Annotated in this window: 23 protein-coding genes and 1 tRNA gene; 13 read left to right on the forward strand and 11 right to left on the reverse strand. The window is 65.9% G+C overall.

Annotated elements, in window-relative coordinates; all coding sequences use genetic code 11:
• Positions 1–7: 7 nt before the first annotated feature.
• The 3 genes from FB460_RS12190 to FB460_RS12200 form a co-directional block, all read right to left on the reverse strand.
• The gene (locus FB460_RS12190; protein ID WP_211345995.1) at positions 8–1,246 is read right to left on the reverse strand and encodes an alanine racemase; all 1,239 of its coding nucleotides are present in this window, start codon (positions 1,244–1,246) and stop codon (positions 8–10) included.
• 65 nt (positions 1,247–1,311) lie between these two features.
• Positions 1,312–1,785, reverse strand: coding sequence for a TspO/MBR family protein (locus FB460_RS12195; protein WP_142094482.1), 474 nt, complete (start codon positions 1,783–1,785; stop codon positions 1,312–1,314).
• 56 nt (positions 1,786–1,841) lie between these two features.
• A complete protein-coding gene (locus tag FB460_RS12200) occupies positions 1,842–3,902 on the reverse strand; it encodes an NAD(+) synthase (RefSeq protein ID WP_142094483.1) in 2,061 nt (686 codons plus the stop codon).
• A gap of 222 nt (positions 3,903–4,124) precedes the next feature.
• Between FB460_RS12200 and modA the strand changes: the two genes are divergently transcribed.
• The 3 genes from modA to FB460_RS12215 are packed head-to-tail and all read left to right on the forward strand — an operon-like array spanning position 4,125 to position 6,737.
• Entirely contained in the window at positions 4,125–4,853 is a 729-nt protein-coding gene (gene modA, locus FB460_RS12205) for a molybdate ABC transporter substrate-binding protein (RefSeq protein ID WP_142094484.1), read from the forward strand.
• A gap of 16 nt (positions 4,854–4,869) precedes the next feature.
• The gene (locus FB460_RS12210) at positions 4,870–5,667 is read left to right on the forward strand and encodes an ABC transporter permease (protein ID WP_246044411.1); all 798 of its coding nucleotides are present in this window, start codon (positions 4,870–4,872) and stop codon (positions 5,665–5,667) included.
• Positions 5,664–6,737, forward strand: coding sequence for a sulfate/molybdate ABC transporter ATP-binding protein (locus FB460_RS12215; protein ID WP_142094486.1), 1,074 nt, complete (start codon positions 5,664–5,666; stop codon positions 6,735–6,737). The genes FB460_RS12210 and FB460_RS12215 overlap by 4 nt, the downstream gene beginning before the upstream one ends.
• Before the next feature lies 1 nt (position 6,738).
• Here FB460_RS12215 and FB460_RS12220 read toward each other — a convergent pair whose 3' ends face one another.
• The 3 genes from FB460_RS12220 to serB form a co-directional block, all read right to left on the reverse strand.
• Positions 6,739–8,568 carry a C69 family dipeptidase gene (locus tag FB460_RS12220; RefSeq protein ID WP_211345996.1) on the reverse strand — a complete coding sequence of 610 codons (1,830 nt, stop codon included), beginning with the start codon at positions 8,566–8,568 and terminating at the stop codon, positions 6,739–6,741.
• A gap of 200 nt (positions 8,569–8,768) precedes the next feature.
• On the reverse strand, positions 8,769–9,662 hold the full coding sequence (locus FB460_RS12225) for an aldose epimerase family protein (RefSeq protein ID WP_142094487.1): 894 nt from the start codon (positions 9,660–9,662) through the stop codon (positions 8,769–8,771).
• Complete coding sequence (gene serB / locus FB460_RS12230; RefSeq protein ID WP_142094488.1) at positions 9,659–10,528, reverse strand: phosphoserine phosphatase SerB; 870 nt, start codon at positions 10,526–10,528, stop codon at positions 9,659–9,661. Before serB ends, FB460_RS12225 begins: the two co-directional genes overlap by 4 nt.
• Positions 10,529–10,582: 54 nt before the next feature.
• Here serB and FB460_RS12235 point away from each other — a divergent pair, with 54 nt between their 5' ends.
• The 5 genes from FB460_RS12235 to FB460_RS12255 all read left to right on the forward strand — a co-directional run bounded on the left by FB460_RS12235 (position 10,583) and on the right by FB460_RS12255 (position 16,342).
• Entirely contained in the window at positions 10,583–11,461 is an 879-nt protein-coding gene (locus tag FB460_RS12235; RefSeq protein ID WP_142094489.1) for a pyruvate, water dikinase regulatory protein, read from the forward strand.
• A 58-nt stretch (positions 11,462–11,519) separates the two neighbouring features.
• Complete coding sequence (ppdK, locus tag FB460_RS12240; RefSeq protein WP_142094490.1) at positions 11,520–14,168, forward strand: pyruvate, phosphate dikinase; 2,649 nt, start codon at positions 11,520–11,522, stop codon at positions 14,166–14,168.
• A gap of 149 nt (positions 14,169–14,317) precedes the next feature.
• On the forward strand, positions 14,318–14,638 hold the full coding sequence (locus tag FB460_RS12245) for a hypothetical protein (RefSeq protein ID WP_142094491.1): 321 nt from the start codon (positions 14,318–14,320) through the stop codon (positions 14,636–14,638).
• 47 nt (positions 14,639–14,685) lie between these two features.
• Positions 14,686–15,909 carry a WXG100-like domain-containing protein gene (locus FB460_RS12250; RefSeq protein WP_142094492.1) on the forward strand — a complete coding sequence of 408 codons (1,224 nt, stop codon included), beginning with the start codon at positions 14,686–14,688 and terminating at the stop codon, positions 15,907–15,909.
• A complete protein-coding gene (locus FB460_RS12255; protein ID WP_142094493.1) occupies positions 15,902–16,342 on the forward strand; it encodes a hypothetical protein in 441 nt (146 codons plus the stop codon). Before FB460_RS12250 ends, FB460_RS12255 begins: the two co-directional genes overlap by 8 nt.
• Before the next feature lie 6 nt (positions 16,343–16,348).
• On the opposite strand, the gene FB460_RS12260 is transcribed toward FB460_RS12255, so the two are convergent.
• The 4 genes from FB460_RS12260 to FB460_RS12275 form a co-directional block, all read right to left on the reverse strand.
• Positions 16,349–17,098 carry a CPBP family intramembrane glutamic endopeptidase gene (locus FB460_RS12260; RefSeq protein ID WP_170210095.1) on the reverse strand — a complete coding sequence of 250 codons (750 nt, stop codon included), beginning with the start codon at positions 17,096–17,098 and terminating at the stop codon, positions 16,349–16,351.
• 123 nt (positions 17,099–17,221) lie between these two features.
• The gene (locus tag FB460_RS12265; RefSeq protein ID WP_142094495.1) at positions 17,222–18,502 is read right to left on the reverse strand and encodes an O-acetylhomoserine aminocarboxypropyltransferase/cysteine synthase family protein; all 1,281 of its coding nucleotides are present in this window, start codon (positions 18,500–18,502) and stop codon (positions 17,222–17,224) included.
• A gap of 19 nt (positions 18,503–18,521) precedes the next feature.
• Complete coding sequence (locus FB460_RS12270) at positions 18,522–19,748, reverse strand: NAD(P)/FAD-dependent oxidoreductase (RefSeq protein ID WP_246044412.1); 1,227 nt, start codon at positions 19,746–19,748, stop codon at positions 18,522–18,524.
• A 46-nt stretch (positions 19,749–19,794) separates the two neighbouring features.
• Positions 19,795–20,721 (reverse strand): MurR/RpiR family transcriptional regulator, encoded by a 927-nt coding sequence (locus FB460_RS12275; protein ID WP_425466998.1) that lies wholly within the window; start codon positions 20,719–20,721, stop codon positions 19,795–19,797.
• A gap of 82 nt (positions 20,722–20,803) precedes the next feature.
• Between FB460_RS12275 and murQ the strand changes: the two genes are divergently transcribed.
• The 5 genes from murQ (at position 20,804) to FB460_RS13450 (ending at position 26,080) form a co-directional block, all read left to right on the forward strand.
• The gene (gene murQ, locus FB460_RS12280; RefSeq protein WP_142094498.1) at positions 20,804–21,739 is read left to right on the forward strand and encodes an N-acetylmuramic acid 6-phosphate etherase; all 936 of its coding nucleotides are present in this window, start codon (positions 20,804–20,806) and stop codon (positions 21,737–21,739) included.
• On the forward strand, positions 21,736–23,181 hold the full coding sequence (locus FB460_RS12285; protein ID WP_142094499.1) for a PTS transporter subunit EIIC: 1,446 nt from the start codon (positions 21,736–21,738) through the stop codon (positions 23,179–23,181). The genes murQ and FB460_RS12285 overlap by 4 nt, the downstream gene beginning before the upstream one ends.
• Positions 23,182–23,196: 15 nt before the next feature.
• Positions 23,197–24,237, forward strand: coding sequence for a MupG family TIM beta-alpha barrel fold protein (locus FB460_RS12290; RefSeq protein WP_142094500.1), 1,041 nt, complete (start codon positions 23,197–23,199; stop codon positions 24,235–24,237).
• Positions 24,238–24,652: 415 nt separating this feature from the next.
• Positions 24,653–25,756, forward strand: coding sequence for a pyridoxal-phosphate-dependent aminotransferase family protein (locus tag FB460_RS12295; protein ID WP_142094501.1), 1,104 nt, complete (start codon positions 24,653–24,655; stop codon positions 25,754–25,756).
• A 201-nt stretch (positions 25,757–25,957) separates the two neighbouring features.
• Positions 25,958–26,080: a hypothetical protein gene (locus tag FB460_RS13450; protein ID WP_281281852.1), complete on the forward strand. Its 123-nt coding sequence runs from the start codon at positions 25,958–25,960 to the stop codon at positions 26,078–26,080.
• A gap of 164 nt (positions 26,081–26,244) precedes the next feature.
• Here the strand turns inward: FB460_RS13450 and FB460_RS12300 are convergent.
• Positions 26,245–26,315, reverse strand: a tRNA-Gly gene (locus FB460_RS12300).
• Positions 26,316–26,336: the final 21 nt, after the last annotated feature.

Genomic DNA, 26,336 nt, shown 5'->3' on the forward strand with positions numbered 1-26,336 from the left:
GAACGAGTCAGAGGAAGGCGTGCCCTTCCCCCCGGTAGGTCGGAAGTTCGGCGATGACAGCAACCGACTCGGCGTCCACCACGGTCAGGTGGTTCACACGTTCGGCCAACTCACCGGCCTTGGCGTGACGCAGCCAGACGCGATCCCCCACACGCAGATCCTCGGCCCCGGTGAGAGGCGTCTGCACCTCGCCGGCCATCTCCTCATCCACGTATCCCAACCCGGGAGGCCACGTCAGCACCGGTAGCCGTGACGACGAGGGCGGCCCCGAAGCGATCCATCCACCGCCGAGAAGCGTCGCCATGTCCGGCGTGGGCTTGCGTACGACGTCAAGCGCGAAAGCGGCCGCCGGTGCCGGGAGGAAGGCACGGTAGTGATCGAAAAGACCGGGCCCGAACAGTCCAGAGCCAGCGGCGATCTCGGTCACCGACTCATCCTGCGCAGTCGACTCGATCGAACCGGTCCCGCCACCGTTGACGAATTCGAGCTCGGCGATCTCCCTGACCTGGGCGACCGCCTCGCCCCGAATCTCGGCAACCTGCGGCCGGGATCGCGATTGGAGGACCTGGATCGCACGTGTCCTCGCCTGTTCGATGAACGACCCCGACGGCACGTCACCGACGCCCGCGAGCTGCGCCTCATAGGCCATGAGCCCCACGAGCCGGAATCCCTGCCGGGCTGCAACCTTCTCGGCCAGTTCCCGTGCGTCCTGGGCCGCCCGCACCGGTGAGCGATACACCCCGACCCGCATTCCGGGCAGGTTGTATGAAACATCGACCTCGAGAGCCACCCGCAGTTCCGGGCGACGGGCGGCGGGCAGGACGGCGTCGATGAGATCGAGTTGTTCCACCGCGTCGACCATCAACGTGATCGCGGATGCGCGTCGTTCATCCGCGCAGAGCCTCGAGATCGCAGCGGCATCCGCAGTGGGATAGCCGACGACGACATCGTCGACACCGTGGTCGGCCAACCAATTGGCCTCCGCGAGTGTGAAGGCGAGAACGCCCGCGAAGCCGTCACGCCGAAGGAGCGACTCGACCAGTCCACGAACGCGGATGGACTTCGACGCGACCCGAATCGGGAGGGAACCGGTCATTCCGGCGTCGCTGCGAGCATCCGCGACGCGGCGTACGAGCTCACCGCGGTTGTGGGCCCAGGCGCCGGCTTCCACCACGGCGCAGGGCGCAGGACGATCCGCGGTTGCTGCTGTGAGTGCTTCCCAATACTTCTTCGGATCGGTCCACATGCCGCAAGCATAGGGCCCCGAACCCATCTGTGGGGAAGCCGGGACATGTCGGAACGTCCCGGGGATCAACCGTTGCGGCGGGCGATGCTCCACGTCAGAGCAGTGGCGAACGCGCACCACAACGCGTAAGGCGCCAGCCTGCGTCCGAGCCCCCTTCGTACTCCACCAGCCCGTCGTGCCAGATCCGCGCTGGACACGGCGAGGGATGCCGCCACCAGAACTCCCAGGTTCAGCAGTCGGCGGTCGAAGAAGACCCAGCACCATCCGGCGTTCAGACCGAGATTGATCACCAGCGCGCGCATCAGCGCGGCTCGCTCCTGGGGCGTCATATGGTCCATGGCCTCAGCGGTGGTCCATGCGATGTCGAGGTAGAGCGTCGTCCATGCCACTGGAAAAGCCCACCCGGGTGGCTGCCATGCAGGCTTGTCGAGTGATTCGTACCAGCGTGAGCCGACACTTCTGGATGTCGCCGCAGAACCCGCCACGGCGCAGGCGGCCGTCGCGATACCGGTCAGGGCCAGATGCTTGAACGAAGCCATGCATCGAGCCTAACCACGACGGCGACATTCGGATGGGCGGGGCTCCTCCACGCCGGTCAGCGCTCGGGGACACGTTCCAGATCGGTCAACCACACCGTGGGACTGGCATCTGACGGTGCACGGTGGCCCCCACGTGGCGAGAGTGATCCGCCGGTGACGACCTTCGGGCCATCCGGCAAAGCGGAACGCTTGAACTGCTGGGTGATGAAGCGTCGGCAGAACACCTGGAGCCAGTGGCGGATCGCGCTGAGATCGTAGGCCACGCGCTGATCTTCAGGGAGGTTCTCCGGCCATCGCCCGCGGGAGGCGTCCGACCATGCCTGTTCGGCGAGCCAAGCGATCTTGCTGGGCCTCGCACCGTTGTGCAGGAGCGCATGGAGGTTGAAGTCCTGCAAGGCATACGGACCGATGGAGGCTTCGGTGGACTGTGGCTCCTCCCCCTCCCTGGTGGGGACGAGCTCGGGGCTGATCTCGGTGTTGAGAACCGAACGCAGCACCCGGGCTGCTTCATCGCCCAGACCACCGCGGTCGGCGGCCCAGCGGATCAGGTGCTGGATGAGCGTCTTGGGCACACCGGCGTTGACACCGTAGTGGCTCATCTGATCCCCGACGCCGTAAGTGCACCAACCGAGGGCCAGCTCCGAGAGGTCTCCGGTGCCGAGGACGATGCCGCCGCGCTGGTTGGCGATCCGGAACAGGTAGTCGGTGCGGAGCCCGGCCTGAACGTTCTCGAAAGTGATGTCGTAGACCTCCTCCCCGCGCCCGAACGGATGCCCCATATCTGTGAGCATCTGCTTGGCGGTGGGACGGATGTCGATCGTCTCGAAGCTCGTGCCCAGCGCTCGGGCGAGGGCCTCGGCGTTGTTGCGAGTGTGCTCGGTGGTGGCGAAACCCGGCATGGTGAAAGCGAGGATGTCGCTGCGCGGCCGATCGAGCCGGTCCATCGCCTTCGCGGCCACGACCATGGCGTGCGTCGAATCCAGACCGCCGCTGACCCCGACCACGAGCTTCGGGTTCCCGATCGATCGGAGGCGCTGCACCAAGCCGTACACCTGGATCTCATAGGCCTCGTAACAGTCCTGATCGAGCTGCCGGGGATCACTCGGCACGAATGGGAAGCGGTCGACCTCCCGGATCAAACCGGTGTCGCCCTCCGGCGGCTCGAGATCGAATCGGATGGCTCGGAACGTGGTGGCCGATTCCATGGCCCGTCGGTTGTCATCGAACGTACCCACCCGTTGACGCTCGGCCACGAGCGCCTCGACATCCACATCGGCGATGCAGCTGCTGGCTGCGTCGATGAATCGGTCTGTCTCGGCCAGCAGCCGACCCCGCTCGTGGATCATCGACCGCCCGTCCCACGACAGATCGGTGGACGACTCCCCCGACCCTGCTGCCGTATGGATGTGCCCCGCGATCAAGCGTCGGGACGCTTCGGCGCACACTTCATGCCGTTCGGCCGACTTGCCGACCGTGATCGGCGAGCTCGACAGGTTGACCAGAACGGTCGCGCCGCCGAGCGCGGCACGGGCGCTCGGCGGAATGGGCACGCCGAGGTCCTGTCCGATCTCCACGTGAAACACAAAGCCCGGCACGTCGGCGGCCTCGAAGACGAGATCGGCCCCGAAGGCGACGGATTCGGACCCTTCGATGCCCAGCCCGATGGCACCGATCTCATCGCCCATCCTGTCGTCGCCCGCAGCGAACCACCGGGGCTCCTGGAACTCCCGCTCGTTCGGAAGGTGGGACTTGGGCACCACCCCCAGCACCTCACCACGGTGGATGACGACGGCGCAGTTGTAGAGGCGGTTGCGGTGCGGAAGCGGCGCACCCACCACGAGCACCGGCAGCAGGTCGGTGCTGGCTTCGATGACCTCACCCAACGCGCTACGGGTCTGTTTCTGGAGCGCTGCGGAGAAATGCAGATCCGCCACCGTGTAGCCGGTCAGTCCGAGTTCGGGGAAGGCCGCCAGCCCCACACCCTGATCGTGGAGGTCCTTGGCCGAAGCGATGATCGCCCTCGCATTGGCGAGCGGATCGGCGACCGTGGTCACCGTCGTAACCGCCGCGCATCGGACGAATCCCTGATCCCAGAGGTTGCGGAAGTTCCAGCTCATGGCACGAGCCAACCACACCGGTGACCACAACCGACCAGTGGTTCAGTGCAGCGGTACCGCGCCGCGGCTCGGAGTGACCACAACCTCCCAGTCGATCTTCCGCAAGAATGCCGAGCCCCCGGAACTGCAGGATTTCTGCAGGACCGGGGAAATCGACTGGGAGGTTGTGGACACAAGACCCCGGGAGAAGACCCGCGACCAGCCTCGACTAATGTTCCGCACATGCGAACCATTTACTGCCTCATTGCCGTATGTGCGCTTCTTTCTTCGGGGTGCAGCAGCACCAGCGCTGATGAGCAGATCACGGTCCTGGCCGCCGCGTCCCTGCAGGACGTCTTCGAGGCCGCTGGCGAGGACTTCACCGAGCAGACAGGCGTCGAGGTCACATTCAGCTTCGCGGGGTCACAGTCACTGGTGACACAGCTGGCCGAGGGGTCACCGGGCGATGTGCTCGCGACCGCCAATGAGAAGACGATGGATCAGGCCCGGGCCGACGGCACCGTGGCCGATCCGCTCCCCTTCGCCACCAACACGCTGACGCTCGCCGTCGCTCCAGGGAATCCGAAGAACGTGCAGGGGCTGGACGATCTCACACGCACCGACCTGCTCTTCGTCCGTTGCGCCGAGGCCGTTCCCTGCGGCACGGCCAGTGACAAGGTGCTGGCCGACCTCCAGACGACACCGGTGAGCGAGGAGAACTCGGTCACCGATGTGCTCGGGAAGGTCACCAGTGGGCAGGCGGACGTGGGGCTGGTGTACTCCACTGATGTCACACGGTCACAGGGCGCTGCCGAGGCCGTCGACTTCCCGGAGGCCGAGACCGCGTTGAACACCTATCCGATCGCGGTGACGACGCAGTCCGACGCTCCGGCCGCACAGCGGTTCGTCGACCACATCACCGGCCCGGACGGGCAGCGGCTGCTGCAGGAGGCAGGCTTCGGCACGCCATGATGCGAGGATCGACAGCGTGACGAGACAGCCCACCGCACCCTCGGCCACTCCGGCTTGGATCTGGCTCCCCGCCGGCTTCGGCGCGCTGCTGCTGGTGGTGCCGCTGGTGGCGACGGTCGTCGACGTGCCGTGGGCCGATCTGCCCGAGCTCCTCACCTCCGACGCGTCACGGCAGGCGCTCAGCCTCTCACTCCGGACCGCCCTCGGCTCCACCGCGCTCTGCATCGCACTGGGAACCCCCATGGGGTGGGTGTTGGCCCGCACGCATCTCCCTGCGCAACGTCTGATCCGCACGGTGGTGCTGCTGCCGATGGTGCTGCCCCCGGTGGTCAGCGGTATGGCCCTGCTCGCGGCGTTCGGCCGCAACAGTCTGCTCGGTGGCGCGCTCGAGGGGTTCGGGATCCGCATCGGCTTCACCACCGTCGCGGTGGTGCTGGCTCAGATGTTCGTCTCCCTGCCATTCATGGTGCTCGGCGTCGAGGGGGCGCTCCGGACGCAGGGGGTCGACCACGAGCGGACCGCTGCGACGCTGGGGGCCGGCCCGGGCCGCGTCCTGACCCGGGTGACCCTGCCTCTGATCGCCCCCGCGTTGCGCTCGGCCTCGGTGCTGTGTTTCGCGCGGGCGCTCGGCGAGTTCGGGGCGACCATCACCTTCGCCGGTTCCTTCCCGGGCATCACACGCACCCTGCCCTTGGAGGTCTACCTGGTCCGGGAGAGCGACATGGACGCTGCCATCGCCCTCTCGCTGCTGTTGCTCGTGGTGGCCGGGGTCATCGTCGCCGCGACACATGCCCAGCCCCGGAGGCCGGTATGACGCTCGAGGTGGACGTGCGCATCCCCCGCGCCGATATCGAGGCCGCCTTCGAGGTGGCCGACGACGACACCGCTGCCATTCTGGGCCCCAACGGTGCAGGGAAGTCGAGCATTCTGGGCGCGATCACCGGAACCGTCGCGGCCACCGGGCAGGTACTCCTGCACGGCCAGAACCTGCTCGGTCTCCCTCCGCATCGACGCCGCGTCGGCCTGCTGGGGCAACGAGCCCTGCTGTTCCCCCACCTCTCGGTGCTCGACAACGTGGCCTTCGGGCCGCGTTCCGCGGGTCACTCCCGACGCCGCGCGCGGGCCATCGCCGGCGAATGGCTGGAACGGCTGGAGGCCTCCCACTGGGCGGATCGACGCCCCGATCAGCTTTCGGGCGGGCAACAGCAACGCGTGGCGATGGCCCGCGCCCTCGCCGCCGAGCCCGACGTGATGCTCCTCGACGAACCCTTCGCCGCCATCGACGCCGAAGCCATCGACGGTCTGCGCACCCTCGTGCGCCGCCACGTGAATACCACCTGCATCATCGTCACCCACGACCTGCCCGATGCGCTGACCCTGGCTGATCGCGTCATCGTGCTCGATGAGGGACGCATCGTCGAGGAAGGAAGAACCACCGAGGTGCTGACCCGGCCGCGCAGCCGATTCGCGGCAAGGATCGCCGGCGTCAACCTCGTGACCGGAACGCTCGCCGACATGACGCTCACCTGTGCGGGCACGACCGTCACCGGTCGGCCGGTCGAGGATGGCCCCGGTTCACACGGTGTGGCGGTGTTTCCGCCGCGTGCCGTCGCTGTCTATCCGACACGACCACATGGGTCCCCGCGCAACACGTGGCCGGTCGAGGTGTGCACGGTCCGCTCCGATGGCCCGGGGGTCTTCGTCACCGCGAACCACCCAGATCTGGGGGAGGTCACCGCCGAGGTGACCTCCTCCGCGGCCGCCGAATTGGATCTGCAGGTGGGGACACACCTGTGGTTCGCAGTCAAGGCGCAGGAGGTCGATCTCCTCCCTCGTGCCCGGCAGCATCGCGCTCAACGTCGGCCAAGGCCCAGCGCCATCTGAGTCAGGACGTCAACCGACGCCGAAGGTACATCGGAACGCCGACGACAAGACCGCCGACGACCAATCCCCCAAGGCCCCAGAGCCATCGCGGTGTTGACCCGGACGCCGCGTCGCTCGACACTGCGCGTCCCGAGATTCGAGCACTGGAGTAGTCCGGGATATCTTCCGGGTCACCATAGTCACCTGCTCGTTCGACAGCATCACCGTCACTCCAACCGCCTCCGACATCGCAGTTGACCCGGTCCCGGGCCGAGACCCCGTCCAAAGACATCGGTGCCGAACGGGCGGAGGCAGTGTTTCCTTCCTTCTGTTCGACCGAAGGCCGGTGAATGCCTCCGTCCTCACGAGAGCGGACAAGGACGTCATCGAGCAGGTGATTCCCGAGACGCAGGCCATCGATGGCGCGGGCGTTCGTGTACTCGGTCAGGATCGCTTGTGGGTCCTCGCCGTTGTCGACAGCATTTCTGGCCTCAGCCTGGACTTCATCCCACTGTTCGATCGATTCGGCCTCGAACCCTTCCAGAGCAGCCGTGACGTCATCGAAATATGTTTCCGGTCGAGCACACGCCGCATACATCAACCGTTTGAACGTCTGGGTCGCATATTCGGTGGCCTCCTGCTCCATGAACTCTGGATCCAGATACTCCGCTGACGATCCAGCGGTCAGGTATCGGTGTTGGGAGTACTCGACGGGAAGGTCCCCCGAACCCACTGCGATGGGTATGTATGGGGCGGTCGCGGCAGCCGTGGGAGCCAACCACAAGGTTGCCAACGATCCATCGGCGAGGTCATCACGCAGCTCGGCGACCTGACCATATCCCGAACGATCATCGGACCACCTCGGATCACGAACGAGCCTCAGCATGTCTTCCAAGGTGACCTCGTCGAGTTCTTCGAGCTCGGCTTCCAACGACACCGGATTGCGGTAGGGGCCTTTGTCGTCGGGAGCGGCCTGCTGGTGCGGCTCGAACTCCTCGGTCGGGAAATCGACGCCATAGACTTCTCGGAGGTTGAACTCATCATCCTTCTCCCGGTCGTACCACCCCTGTTCTTCTGCAAAGGTCACCAGGTTCTCCGAACCTCGATAATCGGGGTGGTCTCCCCCCGCAGCCTCAACGGGGAATTCATGGATGTAGCCGGGGTAGGAGACACGAACCTCGTCTGATCCCAGCCGTTCGGCGGCCCACAGGCCTTCCCCACCGGCGAACTCGATGAAGATCCAGCCTTCGTTCTCGTCGGCGAACATATGGGAGTTCCCACCGTAGGTCGTGAAACCGTGTTCATCGATGAGATCACCCAAGATCGTCACGGCTTCTTCAGCCGATGACGCCCGTTCCATTGCGATCCGCGATAGATCCGAGTATTGCGGCCCTGTCTGGCCCTCCGGGGTTCGATCAACCAGTTCCTCACGCGAGTCCGACCACACATCCCGAGCAGCAACGTTCTGATCGTTGAGCCCACCGTTGGTCAGCGGAGCCGGAAATCCTGCGAACTCGGAGTAATTTGAGGTGACATATCGGTGAGTGCGCTCCACCTGCGGAATCTCAGTGAGCTCTCCGGGCAGATCGGCTTCTTCGGTGGCGCCGACCGTCACGGTGGACCCCGGAGCGTGATTCTGTTCCGGCACGACCTCCACCCAGTGGCTCGATGGCTCGTGTCCGAAACCGCCAATCAGTGGATGCCCCTCAGCTGTCAGGTCACCGCCCACGTAGAACGCGATGGACTTGTCGGCTCCACTGGCTTCCGCCGGCCCCTCTGCCGGTGTTGCCGCTTGCGCGACTGCCCCTGGAACCGCCGTCAACACCATGACGGATGCACACGTGATGGCCACCAAACGAGCACATTCTCCGAAATTCCTTTTCAAGGATCACCTTTCTGCACGATCTCGCATTGCCCTAGCCTCGCAGCCCACCCAACAATCGAACATCTTCGGCGCGCATCGCGCCCGACGGGAGGGTGAAGTACTTCTCACTCAATCATGCGCACAGGAATACATCGGGTTCACCCCTCACGGTGCCGACGAGAACGTCGTCAGGCCCCGGCTCGCACCGTGAGCCCGAAGGCCATCTGGTGGGTCTGTCCAGGCATGAGGCGCACAAGAGTGCGGCGTACATTGACGAACCCCAGGACGACGAAGTGCTCATCCCCATCCACGTCGGCGACTCCGTCATCACCGTAGGGAGGACGCCACACGAAGGACTGTGTGATGCCGCTGCCGGTGATCGTGACGGTACGGCCGAGCGAGGGGTCGTGCATCTCGATGAAACTGTTCCTGGTCGGCACCTGGGGTTCGAACAATCGGCACAGCGGCTGGTGCAGCGAAAGTTCGCCGAGCATGGTGTCGGCTGTCTGTCCGTCCAGCCCCGACCAGTCGTGGCCGTCCACGCCCGTCACCCAGCACTGCTCGATGTCGCCGACACGCACTGCGGCGAGCACGCCGACCGCCTGCGAAGCCACGTTGGTTCCGTCATTGCGCACGAGGAAGTCCAGACGCGTTCCGGCCCGTGACCCGGGTTCCACTGCGGGCCCGGCGAAACCGTGCAGCATCCGCGCCGAGAACTCATGCCGACGCTCTCCTTCGGGGTCGGCGTCGAGTTGCGCGTGATTGAGGGTGTATTCGATCTCCTGGGTGCGGCCGCGCTCGATCATGCGCTGGAGGCCCCAACTGCTGTCGGCCACCAGCCCGTGCGATGGACGCCGGTGCCTTCCGCGTCCGCCGGCGAACCAGGGGAACACCGGCGAGACGCCGCTCACCGCCAGAGAGCTCGGGCGCGGAGTCCCGTCCCACAGCAGGGGTACATCCTCAGTCAATTGGGGCACGTGCAGCTCCGTCAGCCGTGCTCCTGAATCGAGCACGGTGGCGTGTCCCCCGTCCTGGAAATCGACGCGGCAGGAGCCCCCGTGGCGTCCGATGTCTCGTCTCATGCGGGCTTCGGCCAGAACGCCGCGGCCGCGTCCAACCGTGGGAAGTCGATCGCCGCATCCGCAGAGCGAGCCGTGACGGGCTTCGCGCAATAGGCGATACCGAGGTCCGCCCGAGCGAGCATGTCGAGGTCATTGGCCCCGTCACCGATCGCCACCACAGATGCGGCCTCGATGGTCCTGGCGAACTCACCGAGCCAGTGGGCTTTCGCCGTTCGGTCGATGATGGGGCCGATCGTGCGCCCGGTGAGTACACCACCGGCGGTCTCGAGCCGGTTGGCGGCGATGAGGTCAATCCCCAGCCGCGCTGCGATGCGTTCCACGATCTCGATGAAACCGCCCGAGACCAGTGCGACGCGTCCGCCACCCCGCTCGACGTGGGCGACGAGGTCGGCAGCACCGGGGCTGAGCTCCACGGCTTCGGCCACCTCCTCGATCACCCGCAGCGGCAGGCCGGCGAGTGCCTCGACCCGAGCAGCCAGACTCTGTGCGAAGTCGAGTTCCCCACGCATGGCGCGTTCGGTCACCGCAGCCACCTCATCACGCCTGCCCGCGTGCTCGGCGAGCATGTCGATCACCTCGGAGGTGATCATGGTCGAATCGACGTCGCTGATCAGCAGGCCGGGCGCACTCGACGCCAGCGGCCCGGTGGTCACCGCTCCCGTGGCGTCGAATGAAGCGGCGATCCGACGCACCCGTTTCGTGAGATCGGTCACGTCTCCCTCGCCGACTTCGACGCGGCACCCCGCCGCCGGAAGCCCGAGGTCATCGCGCAGAACGGGGCGAACCGACGCCACCTCGGCGATGGCGTCCAGCAGGGCGTCGTTCAGGGCCGCGGACGAGGCAAGCCCGATGTGGACATCGCTCATGTCCGTGAACCTAGCAGGGGCACGGGAGACGGCTTCGACCGCTATGGTGGCCCTGTGGCTGCCCCGCTGGAGATCCATGTCGTCGCCGACTCGACCGGCGAGACCGCTGCACGCCTTGCGCGTGCCGCGCAGGCGCAGTTCCCCTCGCGTCCGTTCCGGATCGTGCGGCATCCACGCATCCACACCGCCGAAGAGATCATGGCGACGTTCGAGAAGATCCACCGCGAGCACACCGACGCCGTGGCGGTCATGTCGACGCTCGTGGACGCCTACCAGCGCGACCTCGTCGATGAGATCTGCGCCGACCTCGGCTTCGTCCACTGCGATCTGATCGGGCCGGCGCTGCAGCGTCTGGAGGTGGCGACCGGCCAGGCAGCCGAACGCGTCCCCATGCGCCCGGTGGGTGTGGAGGCCAACTACTACACGCGCATCGCGGCCATGGAATATGCGGTCCGTCACGACGACGGACAGATGCTCGACGGTTTGAAGGACGCCGACATCGTGCTGCTGGGCGTCTCCCGAAGCGGCAAGACGCCCCTGTCGATGTATCTGGGCTATCTGGGCTACAAGACGGCGAACGTTCCTTTGATGGCCGGCATGAAGGTGCCAGAACAGGTCCACCAGGTCGATCGTTGGCGCCTGGTGGGGCTGACCATCGATCCCGAACGTCTGGCCAAGATCCGCAGCACGCGCGTCAAGCACATGGGGTCGGCGGGCAGTCACAGCGACGGCTACGACAACCTGTTGCACATCATGGCCGAGCTCGACGAGATCCGGCAGAGCCTGCGCCGTCTCGGCTGCCCGGTGATCGATCAGACCGGCGTCGCCCTCGAGGAGTCGGCGTCACATGTGATCGACATCGTCGATGATCGCGCCCGCACCGCAGGCGCCCGGCTCAGACGCGATGCCGGCGAACTGATCATGAAGCCGTGACCCCCGAACCACCACTCAACACCTCACCGCCTGACCAATGTCGATCGAAGGAGCAGCGATGACCCACAGCACATACGTCTACGACCTCGCAGATGGCGATGCCTCGATGCGAGCCCTCTTGGGCGGAAAGGGTGCCGGCGTCGCTGAGATGGCCCGTCTCGGTGTTCCCGTTCCGGACGCCTTCACCGTGACCACCACGGCATGTGTCGAGACGATGAACCGCGGCGGCGAGTGGCCCGAGGGCCTGTGGGAGGACATCGAGGGCGGTCTGCATCGTCTCGAGGAGCGCACCGGCCTGAAGCTCGGCGATCCCGAACGTCCGCTGCTGGTCTCGGTCCGCTCGGGCGCGGTGCAGTCGATGCCCGGCATGATGGACACGATCCTCAACCTCGGTGTCTCGGCCGAGACCGTTCCGGCGCTGGCGAAACTGGCCAACGGCAATGAGCGCTTCGCCTGGGACTCCTACCGCCGGTTCATCCAGATGTACGGCGAGGTCGTCGAGGGCATCGAGCCCCACATCTTCGAGGACGCGCTGGCTGCCATGAAGGTCGATCGCGGCGTCGACCAGGACACCGACCTGACCGCCGACGATCTCAAGGAGCTCGTCGAGCAGTTCAAGAAGCTCGCCTCCGACGCTCTGGGCGGTGCCTGGACCAACGATCCCAAGGAGCAGCTGCGCCGCGCCGTCGACGCCGTGTTCCAATCGTGGCAGAACCCGCGCGCCGAGATCTACCGCCGCGCCAACAACATCCCGGCCAGCCTCGGCACCGCGGTGAACGTCATGCAGATGGTGTTCGGCAACCGTGGTGACGACTCCGCGACCGGCGTCTGCTTCACGCGTAACCCCTCCACCGGCGCGAAGGAGCTCTACGGCGAGTTCCTGGTGAACGCCCAGGGCGAGGACGTCGTCGCCGGCATCCGCACCCCGAAGCCGCTCGCCGAGATGCACGAGGTGCTCCCGGAGGCCTACGACCAGCTCATCGCGACGATGAACCGCATGGAGGCGCACTACAAGGATGTGCAGGACATGGAGTTCACCGTCGAGGGCGGTCAGCTCTACCTGTTGCAGACGCGCAACGGCAAGCGCACCGCTGCCGCTGCTCTGAAGATCGCACGTGACATGGTCGAGGAGGGCCTCACCACTCGTGAGGAGGCGCTCAAGAAGATCGAGCCCGCTCAGATCGATCAGCTCCTCCACCCCGCTCTCGACACCTCGCACGGTGCGACGCCGGTCACCACCGGTCTTCCGGCCTCCCCCGGTGCCGCTGTCGGTGGCGTCGTGTTCGACGCCGATGTGGCCGCGGAAAGGGGACAGAACGGCGAGGACGTCGTGCTGGTGCGGTTCGAGACCACCCCTGATGACATCCATGGCGTGATCCAGGCCAAGGGCGTCCTCACCGCCCATGGCGGCATGACCTCGCACGCGGCCGTCGTGGCCCGCGGCATGGGACGCCCCTGCGTCGCCGGTGCCCAGGGCATCCGCATCAACCCCGCCGAGAAGACCCTCGAGATCGAGGGCAAGATCTACCACGAGGGCGATGTGATCACCCTTGACGGTTCGACCGGTGAGGTCTTCGGTGAGGGCCTGCCGCTGGTCCCGCCGCAGCTCGGCGAGGACTTCGAGACCGTGGTCGGTTGGGCCGATGATGTGCGCCGCATGGGCGTCCGCGCCAACGCCGACAACGCCACCGACGCCGCCAAGGCCCGCGAACTCGGCGCTCAGGGCATCGGCCTGTGCCGCACCGAGCACATGTTCATGGCGGCCGATCGTCTCCCGGCGGTGCGGCGCATGATCCTGGCCGACAACGACGACGAGCGCGCAGCGGCCCTCGAGGAGATCCTGCCGATGCAGCAGGCCGATTTCGAGGGCATCTTCGAGGCCATGGCCGGCCTGCCGGTGACTGTGCGTCTGCTGGATCCGCCGCTGCACGAGTTCATGCCCGACCTCGTCGAGCAGTCGCTGCTGGTGCAGCGTCTCGAACTCACAGGTGGTGACGCCGCCGAACTCGAGCAGGCCCGCAAACTGCTGGGCAGCATCAAGAAGCTGCACGAACAGAACCCGATGCTCGGCACCCGCGGCTGCCGTCTGGCAATGCTGTACCCGGAGATCCCGGCCATGCAGGCCCGTGCCATCGCACGCGCCGCGCTCGCAGTGCGGGAGCGCAAGGGCGAGACCGTCGACGTGGAGATCATGATCCCGCTCGTGGCCTACGCCGAGGAGCTGAAGCGCCAGCGCGCCATCGTCGAGGAGGCCATCGCCGAGGAGCTGCAGGCCGCCGGTCAGGAACTCGACTACACGGTGGGCACCATGATCGAGCTGCCGCGCGCAGCCATCGTGGCCGACCAGATCGCCGAGCACGCCGACTTCTTCAGCTTCGGCACCAACGACCTCACCCAGACCGGCATCGGCATCTCGCGTGATGACGCCGAGGGCGGCTTCCTCGGGCATTACGTGGCCCACGACGTGATGCCGCGCAATCCGTTCGCCAGCGTCGACGTCGACGGTGTCGGCGGTCTGGTGAAGGTCGGCGTCGAGCGTGGCCGCGGCCAGAAGAGCGGTCTGAAGTGCGGTGTCTGTGGTGAGCACGGCGGCGACCCGGAGTCGATCGAGTTCTTCGAGAGCGCAGAACTCGACTACGTCTCCTGCTCCCCCTACCGTGTGCCGATCGCACGCTTCGCCGCTGCTCGCGCAACGCTCATGAAGTGATCGAACAGCACGACATCTGATTCGGGCGGGCCGTCGGTGAGAACATCACCGCCGGCCCGCTCGTGGTTCGGTGCCGAACGCATGTCCAGAGGGAAACTTCCGACGCCCGCAGGGTGAACATCACCACGTGATTGAGTGAGCATGTGGTCATGCGGGTGAGCCCAGAAGAAATCAGGAGCACGGCGAAGATCATCTCGTCCTCGGCCGACCACTGGATGGAGGCCGTCAGCAGCATGCAGCAGACTTCTGCTTCCGCGTTCGGCAGCGACGACATCGGATCGATGATCTCGTCGTTCCATCAGCGGACGCACCAACCCAGCGTCGAATATTTCCATGAAGTCGGCCACTGCGCCCACAGCGTCGGTGCCGCGCTGGACAACACCGGCCGCCTGTACGCCGACACCGAGATGGACAACGCCGCCAGGGCCGAGCAGGTCCAGACACTCGTGGATGCGGTGGGTCGATTCTGATGGCTGACTTCTCGGCATACCCGCCCCCCACCCCGATGGCTGCAGACATGCCTGCAGCCGGTGAGCGTCACCCGAACGCGGATCTCACGACGGCTTCGGTCGGCCCCGACATGGCATCGGCGGCACCCGGCCCCACCGTCACACCCACGACACAGGCCGCTCCGACGCTGAAAGACCCCTCCGCCGGGTCCTTCGACGGTCCACTCGGTGGCATGCCCGGAGGCATCACGGGTGGCATGCCCGGCGGCATGCTGGGAGGCATCACGGGTGGCATGTCCGGAGGCAAGAGCCAGGGCCCCACTTTCCTGGGGTTCGGGCTTCCGATCCCGGGCTTCCTGATGGAAGCAGCCGCGAAGCTGGGGTTCGTCTGGCCGCAGTCCGACGAGATGCAGCTGTTCGCGATCGGGCGCAACTACATCTCATCCGGAATCGAGTTCAACCAGCTGCGCGCGGATGTGAACGACGCGGTCAGTGAATTGCTGGAGTCCAACGAGAGTGACGGCCTGGCGGCGTTCGAGCGCTTCCAAAAGCGCCTGTCGTCCATGGCCGGAAGCCACATGATGGTCTCAGGGCTGGCGGCACCTGCGCTCGGCATCGCATATCTGGCGGCGGGCGCACTGGTGTTGGCTTACAAGGTGCACGCCATCATGATCCTCATCGAGGCGGCGATCCTGTTCGCCAGCCAGGCTTTCGGTGCGCTGCTCGGCCCTCTCGGGCTGGGTGCCATCGCCGCCAAGATCGCAGCGCTGCGCGTCCAGCTCATGAGCGCGCTGAAGGCCGTCAAGTTCGGGATGTCGAAGGTCCTCGATGTCGCCGCACGGATCGTGGAGATGTACACCAAGGTGGCCACTCCCATATTGCAGAACCGACCCGCCCGCAAACTCGGAAACGCGGCCGTCCCCATGCAGCAGTCACCGCAACTCTCCGGACCCTCGTCCCCCCACGAAGCGTCCCCGGCCGGAAGCAGCACACCGTGGCCGGCCGCCGGGATGGCACCGGCCTCCGCCCCGGGGATCGACGTCGGAGCCGAGCCGATGGACGACGCCGGAACCCGCCCGGTGGACACCCCACCGGGCACCTACCCCGGCGGGGTGGACCCCTACTCCGATGCTCCGGTCGAGACAGAGGCCTCCGGATCGGCCGAAGAGCCGGAATCCGCCTGGGATGACGTCATCGACAGCGCAGCCGGGGGCGGCGCTGCAACGGTCGCCCCAGCTCCTCCCACGCCGCCGGAGACCTCGGCGCTGAACCCGGAGATGGCCCGTGGATGAATTCGATGAGGGCATCATCGGCCGAGGCCCGACAACCGAATCCTCCCGCCACGGCGTTGCCCACGACACCGACGAGGGACTCATCCAAGCCTCCGATGCCCACGGGCTGGTCGCGATCACGGCACGGGCCGGGCGCATCGAAAGCGTCCAGGTGCAGGAACGTGGTGTGGAGCAGCCCGAGTTGCTGGGCCGCGCGATCGCCGAAGCCACCAACGCGATCCTCGAAAAGCTCGATGCCCACCGCGAAACCATCCGCAGTGCTCCTGACATCGCGTCGTTCTACCAACAGGTGCACGAACACAACAAGGCATCGCAGAAGCAGTTCGACCGGGCCCTCGAAGAAATCGATGGCGTGCAGAAAACACTCGACGCCCAGCTCGCGGGCCTGCACGACCTCCAGATGCGGAACTTCCCCGACGGTCAGCCGCGCTGATCCGCGTCAGCCGACGGCGAGCATCAGCGTCGGGATGCTGAGACCAACGATGTCGAGCATGGCGTGGGCGATCACCAGCGGCAGGAGATTGCGTCGCCACCAGTAGAGCAGGCCGAACACGATGCCGGCGATGAACGTGGTGATGACCTTCGCCACGATCGCCTGCGGTGAGCCGAGGGCGAACCCGATGTGCTGGAGACCGAACACGAGGGCCACGAGCAGCATGCCGGGCCAGCGTCCGATCCATGCCTCGAACCTGGGCTGCAGGTAACCGCGGTACAGCGCCTCCTCCGCGATCGCGATGGTGACGGCGGCCGGGAACGCTGCGATGCCCACCCACAGCGGGATGCTCGGCATCTCGCCAAGCATCGGCGGCGGACCCTGGTAGGCCACCAGATTGCCGAGGAAGGACGCACCGAAGAAAGCCATGGCGACGATCGGGAACAACAGGAACCCCCAACCCACATCGGCCGGTGATCCCGACAGCAGACGGCCCAGCGTCAGACCTTCGCTGCGAAGCAGGAGCGCGACCACCGCGATCGTCACCACATCGACCAAGATCACCCAGGCGTTCCCGTACAAACCGATGGAGGCGTCGGTGGCGGCCGGGTCGAGGGCACGGATAATCGCCGGAGCGGTCAGAGCGCAACCGAGGATCAGCACGAGGCGAAGCACGAGCGCCCCGCTGAGCACCATCGGGGAAGGCTGGCGAGAGGTGGTGGGCTGGTCGGCAGTGCGGACTGTGGGTTGTGTCACGCCCCGCATATTAGGACTGGACGACCGGCCCCAATCACGATGAGATCGATTCGTGACAACATCCCGGGCCGGTGGACGCCCGAAGAACATCCGGGCTCCGGACGCCCACCGAAACGGCGCGATTCAGGCGTCGAGGGCCTGATCGAGATCGGCGATGATGTCGTCGATGTGCTCAAGGCCCACCGAGAGTCGGACCATCTCAGGCGCCACCCCGGCAGCCACGAGCTCATCGTCGGTGAGCTGCGAATGCGTGGTCGTGGCGTTGTGGATGGCCAGCGACTTCGCGTCACCGATGTTGGCCAGATGGCTGAAGAGCTTGAGCGAATCGATGAACGACGAGCCGGCCTCACGTCCGTCCTTGAGCCCGAACGACACCAGACCGCCATACCCGTGACCGGTGAAGACGCGGTCGGCGACAGCCTTGTGGGGACTGTCGTCGAGGCCCGGATAGTTCACCCAGTCGACCTTCGGATGGCCCTGGAGATGACGCGCCACGGCCATCGCGTTCTCGCAGTGACGTTCCATGCGCACGTGCAGGGATTCGAGGCCCTGCAGGAACAGGAAGTTGTTGAGCGGTGCCGAGACCGCGCCCATATTGCGCATGAGCACCGTGCGGGCACGCGTGATGTAGGCAGCAGGGCCGGCGGCGTCGGTCCAGACGACACCGTGGTAGGCCGAATCCGGGCCGGTCATGTTGGGGAAACGCGCGGCGTTGGCGACCCAGTCGAAGGTGCCGGCGTCGGTGATGACGCCACCCATCGACGTGCCGTGTCCGCCGATGTACTTGGTGGCCGAGTGCACCACGACATCGGCACCGTGTTCGATCGGACGGCACAGGTGGGGCGAAGGCGTGGTGTTGTCCACCACGAGCGGAAGCCCCTGTGCGTGCGCGGCCCGGGCCCAGGCGTCGATGTCGATGACGTTGAGGGTCGGGTTGCCGAGCGTCTCGGCGAACACGAGACGGGTGCGATCATCCACCTGCGCGGCGAGAGCGTCGGGATCGTCCGGATCGACGAACCGCACCTCGATGCCGAACTGGGGAAGGGTGTGCGCAAACAGCGCGTAGGTACCGCCGTAGAGGGTGGTGACCGAAACGATGTTGTCGCCCTGCTGCGCGAGATTCATCACCGCATAGGTGATCGCCGATGAACCCGCCGAGGTCGCCAAGGAGGCCAGACCACCCTCGAGCGCCGTCATGCGTTGCTCGAAGACATCCTGCGTCGGGTTCATGATCCGGGCATAGATGTTTCCGGGCTTGCGCAGCGCGAACAGGTCGGCGGCGTGCTCGGTGCTGTCGAAGACGAACGATGAGGTCTGGTAGATCGGCACGGCCCGCGCATTGGTCGCGGGATCGGCTTCTTCCTGACCGGCGTGTACGGCCAATGTCTCGGGGCGATAATCCATGCACCGAGTATTCCAAACCTCAACGAAGTGGATCGAGCGGTCTCAGCGCCGGATCGACACGACCCTCAAGCATCCATTCCGCGATGAGCCGACCCGTCAGCGGACCGAGCGTCACACCCCACATGCCGTGGCCACCAGCCACCCATACGCCGGCGGTGCGCGTCGGCCCCACCAGGGGCAGGCCATCGACGGTGACGGGACGACCCCCCACCCAGGTGTCGTGGCGCACCGAGAGATCAGCGTCGATCAGTGACTCCACCGACCGCACGAGTGCATCCACCCGTGCCTCGTCGAGCGGAGCATCCACCGGACGGAACTCCATGGTCCCCGCCACACGGAGCCCACCATCGAGCGGCGTGCAGGCCACCCGCTGCCCCGGGAGGTAGAAGGGACCGGGCACTTGCTCGGCGTCGACATCCACACGGAACGAATAGCCACGGCCAGCCACCAGGGGAACCCGGACCTTGTGCTCGCGAGCCAGCCGTGGCAACCAGGCCCCGGTGGCGATGACGACATGGTCGGCGTGCACCGACGCACTCGAACAGGCCACGCTGACGCCCTTGGCGACCTTCCGGATGCCTTCGACCTCATCGATGATCAGTTCACCGCCACCATCGGTGACGGCCTTGGCCAGAGCGTCGCAGTAGCGTCCGGGGTTGATGAAACGCTGACCATCGATGCGCACCCCGACGTTCACCTCGTCGCTCAGCACCGGCCGTGCCGCACGCACGGCGTCTCCGCCGACCATCTCCCACCTCAGGTCGGTGCCCGACTTCTCGATCAGATCGAATTCACGCAGCAGATCAGCGGCGTCCGCCTCTGACCGGAAGGCCGCCCAGATGGGGGCCTCGGTGGTCCCCTCATCGAGATCCGCTCCGATCTCGTCGAAGGCCTCGAGCGCCCGCTCGCTCAGGGGAAGATAATGCTGCATCGTCGCGTTCCACGTCCGCAACGTCGAACGACGCGCGAAACCGAGCCCGAACCGGATGAGCGTCGAGTCCGGGCGAAGCGGCATGTACAACGGGGAATCATCATCGACCAATGACTTCAGGCCGAATCGGAGGACCGAAGGCTCGGCCAGCGGCACCGTCAGAGCCGGTGACAGCCATCCGGCATTGCCCCACGACGAGCCCGCGGCGGGCCCCTCGCGATCGATCACCGTGACCTTCGCGCCACGTTTCTGCAGATGCCAAGCGGTCGAGAGTCCAACGAGTCCGGCACCAACCACCACGATGTGTTGATCCACGATCACAACCTCCTGCCGCCGATTACACACCAGAACGACGGCTCTGTCAGTGACTTTGCGATTCCCGTGATCGACCGGAGAGATCCTGCTTCCGATGGGCCGCCACCGCTCGTCGGGTCTGCTCGAGTGTGGACTCGACATCACCCAACCGCAGCTGGGCCACTCTCACGAACAGGAAGTCCACGACGGCCAACTGCACGAGTCGGCTGGCCAGGGCTCCTGCCCGGAACTCGGCCTCTCTCGCGTGACAGAGCAGCACATGGTCGGCGGCCTCACCGACCGGGGATCCCTCGACACCGGTGAGCGCCACCGTCACCGCACCGCGCTCGGCGGCCAGCCGCAGGGCGTTCTCCACTTCTGCGGTGCGGCCCGAGAACGAGATACCCAGCGCCAGGGCACCACGCGGCGCGAGCGAGGCATGCATCAGCTGCTGATGGGTATCGGGGCTGAAACGACACGGCAGACCAATGCGCTCCAGCTTCTGCTCAAGATCCATCGCGGCCAGGGCGCTGGCACCCACACCGAACACGAGCGTGCGAGGTCCTTCTGCGACCGTCCGAGCGACGAACTCCAGGGTGTCCTCATTGATCAACCTGGCAGTCTGCTCGATGGACCGGGCCTCGTGGAACGCGATCTTCTGCACCACGTCATGCAGACAGTCGTCATCGTTGATGGTGCCCTCGGCGATGTCGGATCGCTCGAGTTCCACAGCGCGGCGGGAGAGCTCTTGCGCCAATGCCAACCGCAACGGCGGCCATCCGTCACAACCGACCGAACGGGCGAACCTGATCACGCTCGCCTGCGAGACCCCGGCCGCTTTCGCCAGATCGGCGACCGTGGCGCCCAGAACCTCGTGCGGATCGTCCACGACAACGCGAGCCACTCGTCCTTCAGCAGTGCTGCCATTGGCGGCGATCGAGCCGACGCGTTGAAGGATGCCCTCCGACATTTCGGCCTCCCCTCTGTGAAACACAGTCTGCCACCCTGTGGTGAAACTTTTCTTCACGTAATGCATACTGGATGTAGTAGTACATCATCCGGTCAGAGGAGTCCGCATGACGAGTGCATCAGCGGTCGGCACCACCGAACGGCGGAACCCGGCCACACAGAACCTCGACAGGCTGCCGCTACCAGCACTGCTGCGCACGATGAATGACGAGGACCACCGCGTCCCGAACGCCGTCGCCGCCGCACTCCCCGCCATAGCCGATGCCACCGAACTGATCGTGGATTCCCTCCGGACCGGCGGCCGACTGATCTACACCGGCGCCGGCACCAGCGGACGCCTGGGCGTACTCGACGCCGCCGAATGCGTCCCCACCTTCGGAACGTCACCGGAGCAGGTGGTCGGGCTGATCGCCGGCGGCCCCGAAGCCATGTTCCGAGCCATCGAAGGCGCGGAGGACAGTCCCACTCAGGGGGCTCAGGACCTCGCAGACATCGATGTCGACCAACGCGACACCGTCGTCGGCATCGCCGCATCCGGCCGAACCCCCTATGTTCTCGGCGCGTTGGAGCATGCCCGATCCGTCGGAGCGTCGACCGTCGCGGTGTCCTGCAATCCCGACTCGGCCATCGGACGACTCGCACAGATCGCGATCGAGGTCGACAACGGCCCCGAAGTACTGACCGGCTCGACACGCATGAAAGCCGGGACAAGCCAGAAGATCATCCTCAACATGCTCTCCACCGCAGCGATGGTCCGACTGGGCAAGGTCTACGGAAACCTCATGGTCGACGTGGTTCCCACCAACGCCAAGCTTCGGGAAAGGGCCGTGCGCATCGTCACTGAAGCCACGCAGTGCTCCGACGCCGACGCTCGCGCAGCACTCGAAGCCTCCGACAACCACGCGAAGACAGCGATCGTCATGTTGTTGTGCAACGTCGATGCAGACACCGCCCGACAACGCCTCGCCGCAGCCGACGGCTTCGTCGGCCAGGCCGCGGCCACTCCAATGAACCCCGACGGACCAGAAGGGACGCAATCATGAAGTACGACGAGGTCGGCCGGCAGATCCACGATGCCGTGGGCGGGGCCGACAACATCTCCTCATTCACCAACTGCATGACTCGACTCCGCGTGAGCGTCCACGACACCGACAAGGTCGACGTCGAACGCCTCAAGGAACTCGACGGGGTGATGGGCGTGGTGCCCGGCTCCCAGACACAGATCGTCGTCGGCCCCGGCCACGCCGAAAGGCTGCGTCAGGCCTTCGCGAAGGTCAGCGGCATCGAGCCGGATCCGGAGGTCGACGACGACACCGATGCGGCGGATCGCGACGTGGCCGCCGAGACCAAGGCCGCCGTGAAATCGCACCAGACCACCGGCATCCACGCGATGTTCCGGCACATCGGCAACATCTTCGTCCCCATCATCCCGGGCTTCATCGCCTGCGGGCTCGTCCTCGCCATCGCGAACATCTGGAAGCTGGCAGATCCGGCCATCGCCGAGAACGCCTGGTATCTCGCGTTCGCCGGCATCGGCGGCATCGTCGTGGGTGGACTCAACTTTCTGGTCGGCATGAACACCGCCAAAGAGTTCGGCGGAACGCCGGTGCTCGGTTTCATCGCAGGCGGTGTGCCGTTCCTCGAACAGATGGCGGGGGTCGTCGAAACCGCTCCCGATGGCTCGGAGATTCCGATCCAACAACTCAGCGTCCCTCTCTTCGGAACCCTGAGCCCGGGTCTGGGCGGCGTCATCGGCGTCATCGTCACCGCATGGATCTTCACGGTCATCGAGAAGAAACTGCGCACGTTCGTGCCTGCGGTACTGGATCTGTTCGTGGTGCCGATCGTCACCGTTCTCGCCGGTTCCCTGCTCTGCGTGTTCGTGATCATGCCGATATCGGCGCTCGTGATGAAGGGGCTCACCTGGCTTCTGGTCGACTTCGCACTGCAGCAGGGAGGCATCATCGGCGGCTTCCTCATGGCCAGCCTCTTCCTGCCCATGGTGATGCTCGGCGTCCATCAGGGTCTCACCCCAGTCCATGCCGAACTCATCACCCAGCATGGGTTCACCATGCTCCTCCCCATCCTCGCGATGGCCGGAGCGGGTCAGGTCGGCATGGCGATCGGCGTCTATCTGCGCACCAGGAACGACAAGCTCCGCAAAGTCATCCGCGGCGCCTTCCCCGTCGGTGTCCTGGGCATCGGCGAACCGCTCATCTACGGCGTCTCACTGCCCCTGGTCTACCCGTTCATCACTGCCTGCCTCGGCGCCGGTTTCGGCGGCGCCTTTGTTGCTTTCGGCATACAGCAGGGCGGCGACTTCGGGGCCCAGGCACTCGGTCTGTCGGGAGTCCTCATGGTTCCGGTGCTCAGCGCCGGCGGGTGGATGTGGTACCTGGGCGGCTGGCTGATCTCCGTGGTGATGGGATTCGTACTGACCTACATGTTCGGGTTCAAGGAGAAGATGGCCGACCGGATCATGTGACGCAGAGGAGCTCCCATGCTGTTCTCCATCTACCCCACCGACCCACCCGATGTTCGTGCAGCAGTGGTCGACCAAGCCCGACGGTTGGCGTCCGAACCGACACTGTTCACCTCGCTGCACATCCCCGAGGCCGATGCGCTCGAAGAGTTCCTCGACGAGTTGGCGTCGTTGCACCGAGACATCGGCGCGACGTTCTGGGCAGACGTCTCACCAGCGACCCTGGAACGATTTGGTCTGGGTGTCGACGACCTTGACGACCTCGCCGCTAAGGGAGTCATGGGACTGCGGATCGACTACGGTTTCGACACTTCGGACATCGCGCGAATAGCCGCCACTGGCCTTTCGATCGCGCTCAATGCAAGTACCGTCACCGCCGAGGAGCTCGACCGGTGCGCCGAATTCGACGTGACCGGTTGGCACAACTACTACCCGCGGCCCGAGACGGGGCTGTCGGTGGAGCACTTCCTGAACCAGACCTCGTTGTTCCGTGAACGTGGTCTTCCGGTTCTGGCGTTCATCCCCGGGGAGGTCACGCAGCGGGCTCCACTTCACCGCGGATTGCCCACCCTCGAAGCCCAGCGTCATGTGAATGCTTGGGTGAACTGGATGCGGTTGCAGCGGCTGGCCCCGGGCATCGACGTGGTGTGTGCAGAGGGGACCGTCCGCGACGAGCATCTGGAGTGGATCGAACGCTTCCAGGACACCGGAGAACTGACGCTTCCGCTTTCGGAGCTCGCCCCCGGAGCCCGCTATCTCCTTGACCAGCCGTGGTGCCTTCGAGCAGAGCAGAGTGACATCTCCCAGCGGCTGGAGGGCACCCGCGGCCGCGCTCTGGACGACCATCTTCCCCATGGGCCGCAGCGTCGCGTGGGGGCGCTGCAGATGGATGGCCCGGCGTGGAAGCGCTACGCCGGTGAAGTGCATCTGATGACCACCGTGCGACCCGTGGACCCCGACCAGTTCTGCATCGGACAGGTGGCGTCACCGTACGTGGACGTGGTGCCCGAGTTACGAGGACGGGACTGCGTGCGGTTCGTCCAATGGCCAAGCGTGTGATCTGAGGCCGCGCCCCGTTTCGGCAGCGCCGTCAGTCGGGCGACACGGCACGGTGACCACAACCGACCACTCGATTCCGCCGATGGTGGAGAAACCCTTCACCCACGTACACCATGCGAACCGAGTGGTCACTTGTGGACATGTTCGGGTCAACCCCAAACACGGCATCGACACCAGCAATCACGCCCCAAGCCATGACCCCAAGGGTGGCCACAACCTCCCAGCGGATTCTCTCCAAGTGGCCCGCACCCCATTCCCACGACGGCCCGATGAAACGACTGGGAACTTGTGGTCACCCGGTGTTCGGCACATTGCCACAAGACCACCCCAGCCCCACGCGGTCACTCCTCGGCAGGGTCTGCCAAGATTCACCGGCCCCTCCTCAACGCAGGTGCGCTCTGGTTACCCTGCTGCCATGACGTTCTCTCAGCCCTTGGTCGCCCGGCACCTCTTCGGCCCCGGGCCCGGAAACCCTTACCCCGAGGCCACCGCCGCCCTCGGACACCCACTGCTGGGACACCTCGACCCTGCTTTTCTCGCGCTCATGGACGAGACCTGCGATCACCTCCGCCAGGTGTGGGGGACGCAGAATCGCCGAACCCTCCCCCTGTCGGCCACCGGCTCGGCCGGTATGGAGGCCGGTTTCGTCAACACCGTGGAGCCCGGCGACGTGGTGGTCGTCGGCGTGAACGGTCTCTTCGGGCAGCGCATGTGTGATGTGGCCGCTCGTTGTGGCGCCGAGGTGATCCCGGTGGAGTTCGACTGGGGCACGCCGGTCGACCCACAGCGTCTTGCCGATGCCCATCCGAACCCCAAGGTGATCGCCGCGGTGCACGCCGAGACCAGTACCGGTGTGCGCTCGGACATCAAGGCCCTCGGCGAACTCAAGGACGACGCCCTGCTGCTGGTGGATGCCGTGACCGCGATCGGCGGTATCGAGCTCAAGGCCGATGACTGGGGCATCGACGTGGGCTACGCGGGCACCCAGAAGTGTCTCGGCGTACCCCCGGGCCTGGCGCCATTCACCATCAGCGAGCGCGCTTGGGAACGACGCGTGCAGAAACCGCAGTCGTGGTACCTCGATCTCGGTCTGCTCGGCGGCTACCTCGATTCCGATGGGACCGGCGGTGGCCGCACCTATCATCACACTGCTCCAACGGCCATGGTCGCGGCCCTTCACGCCGGCCTCGAGCGGATCCTCGCCGAGGGCCTGGACGCCGTGATCGCTCGCCACGCGAAGGCCGGGCGTCTCCTTCAGGAAGGTCTGCAGGAGATGGGCCTGGAACTGTTTGCCCAAGAGGGATCGCGCCTGCCTGACCTGACCACGGTCAAGGTCCCCGAGGGCGTCGACGCCGGGGCCGTCCGGGGTGAACTGCTGGAGCGGTTCAACATCGAGATCGGCGCGGGCGCAGGAAAATTCGCCAAGTCCGTCTGGCGTATCGGCCTCATGGGCCCGAATGCCAGTGAGGACAGCGCAGAGCTCGTACTGGCCGCACTGAGGGCCGTCCTGAAACGTTGATCCCAAGGAAAGGCTGACATAGGCGGCGATGTGGCGCCGGAGGAGTTGCCCCGTCGCCTGTCCGGTGACCCCGTAGGTCAGCGGCCACGGAGAAGTTGAATCCCATCCGGCATCGTCAATGGCGGCAGCACCAAGGCCGACTACCCCTACGGCAACGCCGAAGCCCCCTCTGCCGACGAGGGCCACTCCGATGAGCGTCAGTTGGCCGACGGTGAATGCGCCACCGGCCGCATCGCCTTCAAGCCCGCTCAGGACATCGACCCGACCACCGTGCAGTATGAATCCTCGCTCGGCGACTTCGCCGAATGGCGCCTCTGGCACTGAACCCGGATCTCGCAAGCAAAGGCGAAGGGGGGCTGACCGATCGGCCAGCCCCCTTCGCCATGAATGATTCAGCGAGCGGACGGTCAATGCCTCGAACTGAACGACGGCACTGAATTGAACGATGGTCCTGGGCGAACGATGGCCCGAACAAATGAGGCTCTGAGAGCGAGTGACGGGAATCGAACCCGCGTTCTCAGCTTGGGAAGCTGATGTTCTACCATTGAACTACACTCGCGTGCTCGCCTACGACGACGAG

The sequence above is a fragment of the Propioniferax innocua genome (genome assembly GCF_006716235.1).
In the GTDB taxonomy this organism is placed as follows: Bacteria; Actinomycetota; Actinomycetes; order Propionibacteriales; family Propionibacteriaceae; genus Propioniferax; species Propioniferax innocua.

What these genes read in the sequence shown, in the direction of transcription:
- FB460_RS12200 (WP_142094483.1), bottom strand. Translation starts at nt 3,902, where the DNA reads ATGAGCTGGAACTTCCGCAACCTCTGGGATCAGGGATTCGTCCGATGC.
- FB460_RS12265 (WP_142094495.1), bottom strand. Translation starts at nt 18,502, where the DNA reads ATGGATTATCGCCCCGAGACATTGGCCGTACACGCCGGTCAGGAAGAA.
- serB (WP_142094488.1), bottom strand. Translation starts at nt 10,528, where the DNA reads ATGAGCGATGTCCACATCGGGCTTGCCTCGTCCGCGGCCCTGAACGAC.
- murQ (WP_142094498.1), top strand. Translation starts at nt 20,804, where the DNA reads ATGACGAGTGCATCAGCGGTCGGCACCACCGAACGGCGGAACCCGGCC.
- FB460_RS12190 (WP_211345995.1), bottom strand. Translation starts at nt 1,246, where the DNA reads ATGTGGACCGATCCGAAGAAGTATTGGGAAGCACTCACAGCAGCAACC.
- FB460_RS12225 (WP_142094487.1), bottom strand. Translation starts at nt 9,662, where the DNA reads ATGAGACGAGACATCGGACGCCACGGGGGCTCCTGCCGCGTCGATTTC.
- modA (WP_142094484.1), top strand. Translation starts at nt 4,125, where the DNA reads ATGCGAACCATTTACTGCCTCATTGCCGTATGTGCGCTTCTTTCTTCG.
- FB460_RS12215 (WP_142094486.1), top strand. Translation starts at nt 5,664, where the DNA reads ATGACGCTCGAGGTGGACGTGCGCATCCCCCGCGCCGATATCGAGGCC.
- ppdK (WP_142094490.1), top strand. Translation starts at nt 11,520, where the DNA reads ATGACCCACAGCACATACGTCTACGACCTCGCAGATGGCGATGCCTCG.
- FB460_RS12295 (WP_142094501.1), top strand. Translation starts at nt 24,653, where the DNA reads ATGACGTTCTCTCAGCCCTTGGTCGCCCGGCACCTCTTCGGCCCCGGG.
- FB460_RS12245 (WP_142094491.1), top strand. Translation starts at nt 14,318, where the DNA reads ATGCGGGTGAGCCCAGAAGAAATCAGGAGCACGGCGAAGATCATCTCG.
- FB460_RS12290 (WP_142094500.1), top strand. Translation starts at nt 23,197, where the DNA reads ATGCTGTTCTCCATCTACCCCACCGACCCACCCGATGTTCGTGCAGCA.
- FB460_RS12250 (WP_142094492.1), top strand. Translation starts at nt 14,686, where the DNA reads ATGCCTGCAGCCGGTGAGCGTCACCCGAACGCGGATCTCACGACGGCT.
- FB460_RS12195 (WP_142094482.1), bottom strand. Translation starts at nt 1,785, where the DNA reads ATGGCTTCGTTCAAGCATCTGGCCCTGACCGGTATCGCGACGGCCGCC.
- FB460_RS12285 (WP_142094499.1), top strand. Translation starts at nt 21,736, where the DNA reads ATGAAGTACGACGAGGTCGGCCGGCAGATCCACGATGCCGTGGGCGGG.